The 11,607-nt window shown below is 59.2% G+C and carries 7 protein-coding genes; 3 read left to right on the top strand and 4 right to left on the bottom strand.

Annotated features, from left to right (window positions below; translation table 11 throughout):
* Nucleotides 1–119: 119 nt before the first annotated feature.
* The gene (locus DXT77_RS30100; RefSeq protein WP_256662938.1) at nt 120–1,253 is read left to right on the top strand and encodes a membrane-targeted effector domain-containing toxin; all 1,134 of its coding nucleotides are present in this window, start codon (nt 120–122) and stop codon (nt 1,251–1,253) included.
* 183 nt (nt 1,254–1,436) lie between these two features.
* Entirely contained in the window at nt 1,437–5,786 is a 4,350-nt protein-coding gene (locus DXT77_RS11855) for a membrane-targeted effector domain-containing toxin (RefSeq protein ID WP_119427725.1), read from the top strand.
* An 81-nt stretch (nt 5,787–5,867) separates the two neighbouring features.
* Here the strand turns inward: DXT77_RS11855 and guaA are convergent, their stop codons facing one another.
* The 4 genes from guaA to DXT77_RS11835 form a co-directional block, all read right to left on the bottom strand.
* On the bottom strand, nt 5,868–7,445 hold the full coding sequence (guaA, locus tag DXT77_RS11850; RefSeq protein WP_085709414.1) for a glutamine-hydrolyzing GMP synthase: 1,578 nt from the start codon (nt 7,443–7,445) through the stop codon (nt 5,868–5,870).
* 99 nt (nt 7,446–7,544) lie between these two features.
* On the bottom strand, nt 7,545–9,014 hold the full coding sequence (guaB, locus tag DXT77_RS11845) for an IMP dehydrogenase (RefSeq protein WP_034156270.1): 1,470 nt from the start codon (nt 9,012–9,014) through the stop codon (nt 7,545–7,547).
* A gap of 115 nt (nt 9,015–9,129) precedes the next feature.
* Entirely contained in the window at nt 9,130–9,678 is a 549-nt protein-coding gene (locus DXT77_RS11840) for a hypothetical protein (RefSeq protein ID WP_011335799.1), read from the bottom strand.
* 163 nt (nt 9,679–9,841) lie between these two features.
* Nucleotides 9,842–10,609 (bottom strand): sulfite exporter TauE/SafE family protein, encoded by a 768-nt coding sequence (locus DXT77_RS11835; protein ID WP_119427724.1) that lies wholly within the window; start codon nt 10,607–10,609, stop codon nt 9,842–9,844.
* A gap of 101 nt (nt 10,610–10,710) precedes the next feature.
* Here DXT77_RS11835 and DXT77_RS11830 point away from each other — a divergent pair, with 101 nt between their 5' ends.
* The gene (locus tag DXT77_RS11830) at nt 10,711–11,598 is read left to right on the top strand and encodes a LysR family transcriptional regulator (RefSeq protein WP_119427723.1); all 888 of its coding nucleotides are present in this window, start codon (nt 10,711–10,713) and stop codon (nt 11,596–11,598) included.
* Nucleotides 11,599–11,607 lie beyond the last annotated feature (9 nt).

Raw genomic sequence — 11,607 nt, 5'->3', positions numbered from 1 at the left:
CTTCGAACCCGGCGCCAGTCGCGCCTCAACCTTCGACCTCAAACAACATTCGCATTGTCATAACCCCTTACGCGGTAGACGCACAGCGGGAGCTGGAACTGCGACGATGGGCCCTGAACTTGCGCGAAACCCACATTGAACTGCGGATCGGTCCTGACGGCGGGTTAGTTTCTCCAGATCGTTATGCGCTGTATTTCTCCGAAAAAGCACGGGCACTACAGATCTCCGCCAGACGCTTCTACAAAAATCTCCAATGGGCGAACCTTCCATCACGCCCACAGATTCCTGCGGTCACCCCCTCAACGACTTTCTCGGACTTCGCTGCACAAGCACTTGAGGAAGCGCCCGGCCTGGTCATCGGCGAAACTCCGGGCCGTATCACCAGCATGCGACTGGTCATCGAAAACATGTCCACTCTGGCGCGCCAGGGAGTCAAGACCCTCTATGTACGCCGATTGCTCAGCGACTTTGCACAGGCCGAGCTGAATGCCTATTTCAGGTCAGGCGTCATGTCCGATGATCTTGAGCAGTACCTGAGTCGTCTCGGCACCGATCCGGCTGAGCGGTTAGACGAACTGGCGCTGGTGAAAAGCGCCAGAGAAAACGGTATTCGGGTCCAGGCCACCGATTGCGCGGCGACCTACAAAAAGCCTGTTTCACTTACGCTGCCCGAGGAACAGATCATGACCAACCACCTGACAGCCGACATCATGTTCATGGACAAAAGCCTGAACAATGTCGGTAAGTGGGTGGTGCTGACGGGGGTGGAAAATACCAATACGTTCAGAGGCGTTGCGGGTGTCAGCGAACTGGAGGGTGGCATCGGCGTGCGGATTGAAGAGGTCGATCCGGGACAAGGCGAACGTTTGACAGTAGACCCGGGCGTTGACATCGAACGGGGTCCACATTCGCAGACTCTGGTACAACGTGGAACGCTCGAAACGCATTACGCTGATGTGCTTCTGCAAATCGAAGCTGCGCCGGTCAGCCGCACCGAGTTGCAAATACACCGACTGCTTTATCGCGCGGGCATGTATGTTTTCGAACGCTCGCAAGGCGCCTACCGGCTATTCCACCGAAACCTGAATGGCGAGATTGTTCAAACCCCAGTCCAGACTTTCGCCGATGGGCGCTATTACATTGACCGCCCGTCATGGGGTGCGATACACCGCGTACCCTTCGACAATCTTGAGCAATTATCCAGCGCACTGAAGCAGATTGGACTGCAACTCCAAAGCCGTCTTCCAGCTTGAACGGAAACCGGGCGGGTCAATTTCGACCCGCCCGGGTTACGGATCGCTCGTTGGCTGCGGAGTTTTCCTATCCGGTTTTCCCCAAGTACGACAATCAATCGTCACGTTAGCTGACAGACGTGTCGTGCCTGCACTTGAAATGATCTCGGTGTTTTTTTCAACCACCACGCTCAAGGAAAGACTGTGGACACAACAAAAGACATCGCCCTGCCCAACGCCGACGACCGGAAGGCGCTCAAGGCATTGGTGCCGACACTGGTCGAGGCCTGCCCCGACATGTATGAAATGGCCTGTGCGATTGCCAGAGATATTCTCGCCAGCCATGACCTCGCTCACCTGGAACCCGAACAGGTTTACTGGCATCGGTTTACTGCCTCACAAAGCAGCCCTCGAACCTTCACCGGCTGGGAACATCTGTTCGAAACCCCGCGCGAGTCGATGACCCTGCCGCAACTGGTGATTCAGCGCTTCAGCGTTCACGATCAGGACAACGCCGACCTGCTCGACTCCAATGCCGGTTTCTACACCGCCGGCCCGGACGCCGGCACCTATAACGAAACCAATGAAGTGAAGCTGCACAGCAGCGATGTGCTCAAGACGTTTTGGGCGATCAACTTCGCCGACCGCTACCGCAAAAAGGTCGATTCGTTCTGGACCAAGCACGGCAAGACCTTCCGAACCCTGGCCAAGTGCACCTTTCTGGCCAAAGCCACGGAAGACCGAGAAGGTGGTCGGCTGTCGGACGACAATTTCCGCACCGCTGTCAAAGCCATCGCCGGCAATGTCAGCTGGCCAGTGACCCGCGAGATGCTCGAGGAAGAAGCTGCGCAAGCCGATGGGTTGCGCATCGGCCTGCTGAAAATCGGCGGGTTCGTAGCGACGGATATCCTGTGTATTACCGATGGCAAGGGCGGTGCAATTCTCTACATCCCGGGAGAAGTCTGGGGTGTGCATGCCCTGCAGAACGCCCGCGACCTGCATTGGTGGGTGCTGTCGCAGATCAGAAATCCGTCTGATCGAAAACGCTTCATGTCGCACTTTCAGGTCGCCGATCACGACATCATGGAGGACACATCCTGGCGTGCCGTCGCGAAACGGCGCTGGCTCTGGGCCTTCGGCCCGCTGGCGGGAGGTATCTCGGAGTTGTGGCGCGCCCCTCATATCGAGAATGTCGGGCTGAACCCTGTGCTGGATCTGCTCGTCAGCACCTGGGACAGCGACGATCACACCCTGGTGGCTCACACCGGTATTGCACTCAATGGCGATATCTTCAGTTTTCTGGCGACCGCCACCCATGCCCGCATGATCAGCGATGCGGAATTCATGCTGCACTCCAACGGCGACCTGCGCAAAAAGCTGTGGATCGGTTACCTCAACGCCTTCAACCGCGTATTCGGACCGATGGCGGCCGTTGGCTGGCCGGTGGCGCTGGCGGTGGTCGGTGCGGGCATCGCCAACGTCGGGTTGCAGATCGATCAGGCGGTCAACGGCAAGACACCACAGGCGCGCAAGGCCGGCGTGACCGGAGCAATCTTCGCGGCCATCGATACGCTGTTCAACGCCACGTTCATCAAAGGCAGCGGACAACTGCCCGAGATTGCCGAAACCGAGACCTTCATTGCGCCGGAGGAAGAACTTGCTCAAACCGGACTGTCCGTAAAACCGGACGAAAAACTGGCCGAAGCCGCACTGGAGCGTTCACCACTGCCGACACTGGCAGAGATCGCACCGAAGCAAGTGCTGCCGGCAGCGCCGGAGGATTTTCTGGCGTCCTTCAAGACCGAGATCGGCGAAGGCACCCGGATGGAAACCGGTGACCCAAAATTCCAGGAGATCATTCAGACCGCTTCCGGCAAGTACTACATTTATATGCGCCGAGCCTTGGGTAACCAGGGTTTCTACCAGGTGCGTTACGTTGAGCAGATGCGTAGCTGGGTCATTGTCGACCCGGCCAATCCCTATTCGTTTTATCGCAACGTGCCGGTACGCCTGAACGAAGCGTTGAAATGGCAGCCAGTCGCCCGCCCAGGACTCAAAGGGGGAATGAAATTGTTCGGCGATTGGCCCTGGGGTCATACGGCAAACCCATTGCCCGAAATGGCCACACAAACGATGCCTTATGACACGTCACTGTGGTCCAGATCGACTCTGCGCCCGTTGGCGGAAAATCATGTCGATGACTTCCCGCTGAACAGCCAGACCGGGAGCGACAGCCTCTATCAGGATTTCAAGTCTTTGCGGCGCAGTCTGTATGACGACGCCATCGACTTTTTCAGCGCCCCGAACTCCTCGCCACGTCCAGCGATACCGGCCTTCAAACCCGCAACGTCTTTCGCCGACATGAACAAGCGCCTGCTCAAAGAGGCGCCTGGGCTGGTCATTGGACAGGACAGCAGCACTGGAGCCCGTGGCGTTTTGATCGACAACTTCAAGGCATTGAACAAACAGAAGGTGCGAACCCTTTATCTGGATCATCTACTAAGCGATTTCCATCAGGCGGACCTGGATGTATTTCACAAGTCCGGCAAGATGCCGCCCGCGCTGGAAGATTATCTGAAATCACTGGACACCCGCTTCGGCACCGACCCGACAGGGCCCCACTCGTATACGGAAATGGTCAGGAACGCTCAGAAAAGCCATATCCGTGTTCAAGCTATCGACTGTATGGCCAGCCGACGTTTCCCGAACATGGAGCACACGTCTGAAGTCAGCAGCCGCAAGATGCTGAATTACTTTTCCGACACCGTGATCAAGGCCGATCAGGCAGCACGGGGCGCCCATCGCTGGGTGGCGTTAGTGGATGAGGGGCGTGCCAGCCGCTTCGACAAAGTCGCCGGCCTGGGTGAGCTGGAAGGTGCACCGACACTGCGAGTCGAGGAGATCACCGTAGGTCAGGCGGAAGGCCTGACAACCGACCCGGGCAAAAAGGTACGCGATCTCGCCGGCAACCCTATCGACCTGCTTAAAAGCGATCTGCGCCTGCAATTGAACGGACCGCCTCCGGCGATCACGGCCCGAACGGTCGAAGAAGCCTTGCCCAGAAGGGGCATGTTCATGCTTCAGGAACCCTCCACACTCATCCATCGCAGCGGCGACGGCACGCTGGTGAAAACAGCGATCCAGAAGGATGCCGGAGGCTTTTTCATCGTCCGCCCAAAATGGATTTCAGTCAGCGGACGGCACTTCGACAGTGTTCAGGAATTGGCAACAGCCCTGGACGATGAAGGCCTGACACTCCGGCGCGTGCGCATCGATCCACTGGCGGCCGAGGGGCCATCGCCGGGCATGGAACCGTCGGTACCCGTCTCCGGTGCCGACGCTGCGCTCAATCCTGAAGTGTCACTGCCTGATACCCCGTTAATCAGCTCACCTTATGAAATTCCCGCGTCGTTTCGCAATGAACTGAAAAATGCCGCGGTCATCGGCAATGATCGAACACTGGGCGATGCTTTTGTGAGCTTCGACGCTGACCCGGCACTCGAAAGGTTCAAGGCGTTGCGCCAACAACTGCGTGAAACCGCCAACCACTTTCATGCCGAGCTCAATCTCGCTCCACGTCCGACGCTGGCGCCCATCGAGCCGGCCACGAGCGCCGAATCGTTCATCGAAAAATCCCTGGAGCAATTCAACGGTCTGGTCGTCGGTGAAAGCCATGCAGACATCGGCAGCAAACAATGGCTCATCGAACAGATGCCGGTGCTCGCTCGAAAAGGCGTGAAGACCCTGTACATGGAACATCTGCTCACGGACTTCCATCAGGCAGCGCTGGACAATTTCGCCAGAACCTCGGTCATGCCTCGGGATCTTGAGCTGTACCTGGAGGGCCTCGACCAGGGTCACATCACCGATCCCACAGGTCGCTATACCTTTCTCAACCTGGTGAAGGAAGCCAACCGTAATGGGGTGCGTATTCAGGCGATCGACTGCATGGCCAGCTACCGACTGGAAGGCATGCGAGGCCTGGAGCCAACGAGTCGACAGAAAATGATGAACTTCTATGCCCACACGATCATCGAGGCCGATCAGGCCGCGCGCGAACCACACAAATGGGTCTCGCTCATGGGCAACTCACATTCCAACATATACGAGGGCGTCGCCGGCGTCAGTGAGCTGGAAGATGCCATCGGCCTGCGTATCGAAGACGTTGGATACGGCAAATCCCGTGGATTCGAACCGGATCCCGGAAGGACTTTTGTCGACGACAAGGGCAAGCCGACCGGGCAGGTGAAAGGTGACATTCGCCTGCAGGTGCAGACGCCGTGGAAAGCCCAGACGCAAAAGGAGATCGATCAATTATTGAATCGTCCGGGGATGTACACCCTGAAACAGGAACCCCGCTCCACCTTTCTGATTCACCGCAGCCGCGACAATGCGATTGTGCGCACGGAGATTCATTGGGAATCCGGCCGCTGGTTCATCGAGCGCCCGGAGTGGCCCGCCCTCCATGAAAAACGCTTCAACAGTATCGAAGACCTGTTCAAGGCACTGAACGAACGGGGCATGACCCTGGCCGGTTGGTCCGGCCCCTTGTAAGCGGCCATAAAAAGGCCGCGTGAACACTGTTCACGCGGCCTCGGGGTAACCTGCTCTTACGCCGTCAGGGCGTGTGCGGGATCACTCCCACTCAATCGTCGCCGGCGGCTTGCTCGACACGTCGTAAGTAACGCGGGAGATGCCTTCGATTTCATTGATGATACGGCCGGAGACGGTTTCCAGCAGTTCGTAAGGCAGGTGTGCCCAACGCGCGGTCATGAAGTCGATGGTTTCCACGGCACGCAGGGCCACGACCCAGGCGTAACGACGGCCATCACCGACCACGCCCACCGATTTCACCGGCTGGAACACGACGAACGCCTGGCTGACCTTGTGGTACCAGTCGGCCTTGCGCAGTTCTTCGATGAAGATGTGATCGGCGCGACGCAGCAGGTCGGCGTATTCCTTCTTCACTTCGCCGAGGATCCGCACGCCCAGGCCTGGGCCCGGGAACGGGTGACGGTAGACCATGTCGTACGGCAAGCCCAGTTCCAGGCCCAGACGGCGGACTTCGTCCTTGAACAGTTCGCGCAGTGGCTCGACCAGTTTCAGGTTCATTTCGTCCGGCAGGCCGCCCACGTTGTGGTGCGACTTGATCACGTGCGCCTTGCCGCTTTTCGCGCCAGCCGACTCGATCACGTCCGGATAGATGGTGCCCTGAGCGAGGTACTTGATGTTGTCCAGCTTGCAGGATTCGGCATCGAACACGTCGATGAAGGTACGGCCGATGATCTTGCGCTTCTTCTCCGGGTCGGCTTCGCCGGCCAGGTTGTTCAGGAACTGGTCTTCAGCGTTGGCGCGGATCACCTTGACGCCCATGTTCTCGGCGAACATGGCCATCACTTGCTCGCCTTCGTGCAGACGCAGCAGGCCGTTGTCGACGAATACGCAGGTCAGCTGATCGCCAATGGCCTTGTGCAGCAGCGCCGCAACCACCGAGGAATCCACACCGCCGGACAGGCCCAGCAGCACGTTGTCGGTACCGACCTGTGCGCGGATGTTGGCGATCGCGTCTTCGGCAATCTTCGACGGGGTCCACAGGGCTTCGCAGCCGCAGATGTCGAGAACGAAGCGCGACAGGATGCGACCGCCCTGCTTGGTGTGGGTCACTTCCGGGTGGAACTGCACGCCGTAGTAAGCACGCTCGTCGTTGAACATGCCGGCGATCGGGCAGCTCGGGGTGCTGGCCAGGATGTGGAAATCGCTTGGCATTTTGGTGACCTTGTCACCGTGGCTCATCCATACGTCGAGGCCGAACAGGCCGTCGGCGTCGATGTGGTCTTCGATGCCGTCGAGCAGACGGCTCTTGCCGACCACGTCAACGCGGGCATAACCGAACTCACGCAGTTCGGAACCTTCAACCTTGCCGCCCAGTTGCTCGGCCATGGTCTGCATGCCGTAGCAGATGCCGAAGACCGGTACGCCCAGGTCGAACACCGCTTGCGGGCAGCGCGGGCTGTTGGCTTCGTGCACGGACTCGGGACCGCCGGCGAGGATCACGCCTTTTGGAGCGAATTCGCGGATCGCATCCTCGTCCATGTCGAACGGGTGCAGTTCGCAGTACACACCGATCTCGCGCACGCGGCGGGCGATCAGTTGGGTGTATTGCGAACCGAAGTCGAGGATCAGGATGCGGTGAGCGTGAATGTCGAGGGCCATGATTCAGTCTCGTCTAAGTAATTCAGAAACAGTCTTGATTCAGAAACGACTCGGGGCTGAATAAAACAGCCCCGGTCATTTAACGTTTTGCTTGAAGCCTCAACCTACGCGGTAGTTTGGCGCTTCCTTGGTGATCTGCACGTCGTGGACGTGGGATTCGGCCATGCCGGCACCGGTGATCCGCACGAACTCAGGCTTGGTGCGCATCTCTTCGATGTTGGCGCTGCCGGTGTAACCCATCGAGGAGCGCAGACCGCCCATCAACTGGTGAATGATCGCGCTCAGGGTGCCCTTGTAAGGAACACGGCCTTCGATGCCTTCCGGAACGAGCTTCTCGGCGCCTGCCGAGGAGTCCTGGAAGTAACGGTCGGAAGAGCCTTGAGCCTGAGACATGGCGCCCAGCGAACCCATGCCGCGATAAGCCTTGTACGAACGGCCCTGGAACAGTTCGATCTCGCCCGGTGCTTCTTCGGTACCGGCGAACATCGAGCCCATCATCACGCAGGAAGCACCGGCCACGATGGCCTTGGACAGGTCACCGGAGAAACGGATGCCGCCGTCGGCGATCAACGGAACGCCGGTGCCTTCGAGGGCAGCGGCAACGTTGGCGATGGCACTGATTTGCGGAACGCCGACACCGGCGACGATACGGGTGGTGCAGATCGAGCCAGGGCCGATACCGACCTTGACCGCGTCGGCGCCGGCTTCGGCCAGGGCCTTGGCGGCTGCGCCGGTGGCGATGTTGCCGCCGATCACCTGCACTTCAGGGAAGTTCTCCTTGACCCAGCGAACGCGGTCGATCACGCCTTTGGAGTGACCATGAGCGGTGTCGACCACCACCACGTCAACGCCGGCATTGACCAGGGCTGCAACACGGTCGCCGGTGTCTTTACCGGTACCGACCGCAGCGCCGACGCGCAGACGACCCTGGTCGTCCTTGCTGGCCAGCGGGTAGGCCTTGGCTTTCTCGATGTCTTTGACGGTCATCATGCCTTTGAGGGCAAACTTGTCGTCGACGATCAGGACTTTTTCCAGGCGGTGCTTGTGCAGCAGCTCGCGGACTTCGTTCTTGTCGGCGCCTTCGCGAACAGTGACCAGACGCTCTTTGGGCGTCATCACTTCACGAACAGTCGCTTCCAGACGGGTTTCGAAACGCACGTCACGGGAAGTGACGATGCCGACCAGGTCGCCATCGTGCAGAACCGGAACGCCGGAAATGTTGTGCATGCGGGTCAGTTCGAACAGATCACGAACCGTGGCGTCAGCCTCGATGGTGATTGGGTCCTTGACCACACCGGCTTCGAACTTCTTGACCTTGCGGACTTCGGCAGCTTGCTGCTCGATGGTCATGTTCTTGTGGATAATGCCGATGCCACCTTCCTGAGCCATGGCGATTGCCAGACGGGCTTCGGTGACGGTGTCCATGGCGGCAGAAACCAGAGGAATATTCAGTTCGATGCCACGGGTGAGGCGGGTCTTGAGACTGACTTCGTTAGGAAGCACCTCGGAATAACCAGGCACTAAAAGAATGTCGTCGAAGGTCAGAGCTTCTTGGCTGATACGCAGCATCGCGGGGGCTCCCGAGCGGGAAAATGGAAGCGCGCCATTATAGTCAGACACCCCTTCGGGTTCAATGTAAAACTTGTCTTATATCAATGTTGCTGATGTACGGGAAAAGCCGCCCCTACAACTCGACCTTGACCCAGCTCACCGGTTGATCCAGCCAGTCGGCGAATTCGTCGATGAAACTCTGCTTGAACCCCGCCTCCAGCCAGTTATTGAAGATGAAACCCAGGTTGGAAAACCCGCACTCCTGCAAATACAGAAAGCCGTTGATGTCGTCTTCATGACCGCATTCAGGGCAGGTGAAATTGTCGGTACGGCCCGGCATCCAGTCTTCCAGGCTTTCGAACAGCGCTTCGCCGATTTCCTGACGACACTCGGCGCAACCGGCCTCTTCGAGAAAGCCCTTGGCCGGAGTGTAGATGCAGCGTTTGGTTATGACTTCCAGACCATTGATCGGCTCACCGAACGGCAGCGCCTCGGGGTGCAGCACCACCGCACGGGCGCCATCGGCGATGGCGTAGGCCATGCGGTTGCCGGTACGTCCGCAGGTGCTCAGTTCTTCCTTGACGATGTTCTTGCGCACCAGCCAGCGCAGAATCGCCCGGGCGCGGGGCTCGTGCACCGGCAGGTTGGAGATTTTCGGGACGATGATGCTTTGGGAGTTCATGGTGCAAGCCTGCTGCAAATACCGAAGGTTACCCCTGTGGGAGCGAGCCTGCTCGCGATGGCGGTAAGTCAGTCACTTCAATGCTGGCTGATACGGCACTATCGCGAGCAGGCTCGCTCCCACAGAAACTGCGGCCGGCAGCTTAATCCCTGAGACAATCCGGTCAAGTGCTTAAATAGCGACCGATCAACGCCAGCCCGCTCGCCAGCACCAGCCAGGTCACCAGCCGCACAAAGGCTTCGCGGGACAAACGCATCGTCAGCCGCCGTCCGATCCACAAGCCCAGCGCCATGGCCGGCAGCAGGCACAGCGCAAGCATCAACAAGGGTAGCTCCGCATACACGCCTGCGATGGCGAACAAACTCAAACGCACCACCGTGCTGCAACTGATCAGCGCACTTTGCGTGGCCCGGGCCGCGTCCTTGGGCAGCCGGCTGTTGAGGTAGATCGCATAAAGAAAGCCGCCACTGCCGAACAACGCCCCGAACAGTCCGCCCACCGTGCCCATCGGCAACGCCCACATCGCGGACAACTGCGCCGGCCGGGCCTTGATCCACAAGCTGTAAACCGCATAGGCGCTGATGAACAGTCCCATCAGCAACAACAGCAGATCGGACTTGAGGTTGAGCAGGAAAATCACCCCCAGCGTGCACCCGACTGCCATGCACGGCAGCAGCCGCAGCAACTCCGGCTTCGCCACATCTCGCCGCGACGGCAGCAGATTGCCGAACGCGGCGACAAAATCCAGCAACACCAGCAACGGCACGATTTTCGACAGCGGCATGAACAGGATCAGGATCGGCCCCGCCACCAGCGCCGTGCCAAAACCGGCAATGCCGAACACGATGTAGGCCAGCGCGACACCCACTCCGATGACTGCCCAGCCCCCGAAGCCCCACGACCATTCGCTCAACAAACCCGCCACACTCATCCGCTCGCTTCCTTTAATAAGCCTGTGATGACTTTAGCCAGCGCCGAGGGTTGCGACTAATATCATCAAAACCGCCAAGCCATCTCGAAAAGGCATGCCTCGTGCTTTCAACCCGTCAATTGCGCTACTTCGTGGAAATTGCCGAGTGCGGCAGCTTCAGCGCTGCTGCCGAACGCCTGTTCATTGCCCAGTCGGCGCTGAGCCGGCAGATCAAGGACATGGAAACCCGCCTGCAAACGCCGCTGTTCGAACGCACGGCACGCCAGCCCCGGCTTACTGCCGCTGGCGAAGCGTTTTTGCCCCGAGCCAGAAACCTGCTCAATGAATTGAACAAGGCCAGCACCCTCGCCACGGAAATCGGCCAGGGCCAGCGCGGCACGTTGCGCTTGTGCCACTCCAGCACAGTGCCGATCAGCGGCCAACTGTTGCGCGACATGAGCGCTTACCTGGAGCAGCAACCCGGGGTTTCGCTGGACATCGGCACGCTCTCCTCGGAAGCACAACTTGAAGAGCTGGCTGAGGGCCACCTCGATATCGGCCTTCTGCGTCTGCCGGTGCTGCGCCAGCGCGAAGGTGTTCAGGTTGTTCCGCTCTACACCGAGCGCCTGCTGCTTGCCGTACCGGCGGATCATCGACTGGCACAGGCCGATGCGGTCAATCTGGCGCAATTGAAGGATGAAGCGTTCATCTCCATACCGCATCCGCAGCGCGGCGGGCTGAGCTATTTGTGTGCGGACCTGTGCATGCGTCACGGCTTTTTCCCCCAGGCAGCGCGGGTAATGTCGCGCAAGACCACACAGCTGCAATTGATCCAGGCCGGTTTCGGCATCGCCCTGCTGCCGGAGTCGATGCAGGACATCGCGCCTGCCGGTGTGAGATTTGTGCCGCTGACCGGCGATTGCCAGAGCACCGTCGCCCTCGCCTTTCGGCAAAATCCCACACCCTTGGTGCAACACTTCCTCCAGACATTCACCGGCGAAAGCCTTTAAACTGCGCCC

The organism is Pseudomonas sp. 91RF, assembly GCF_003576265.1.
GTDB lineage: Bacteria > Pseudomonadota > Gammaproteobacteria > Pseudomonadales > Pseudomonadaceae > Aquipseudomonas > Aquipseudomonas kribbensis.
The sequence above is the reverse complement of the archived record's forward strand: the minus strand, read 5'-3'. Positions and strand labels throughout refer to the sequence as shown.

Excerpts from the sequence above, each read along its gene's own strand:
- DXT77_RS11840 (WP_011335799.1), bottom strand. The coding sequence starts at position 9,678 with ATGAACTCCCAAAGCATCATCGTCCCGAAAATCTCCAACCTGCCGGTG.
- DXT77_RS11835 (WP_119427724.1), bottom strand. The coding sequence starts at position 10,609 with ATGAGTGTGGCGGGTTTGTTGAGCGAATGGTCGTGGGGCTTCGGGGGC.
- guaB (WP_034156270.1), bottom strand. The coding sequence starts at position 9,014 with ATGCTGCGTATCAGCCAAGAAGCTCTGACCTTCGACGACATTCTTTTA.
- guaA (WP_085709414.1), bottom strand. The coding sequence starts at position 7,445 with ATGGCCCTCGACATTCACGCTCACCGCATCCTGATCCTCGACTTCGGT.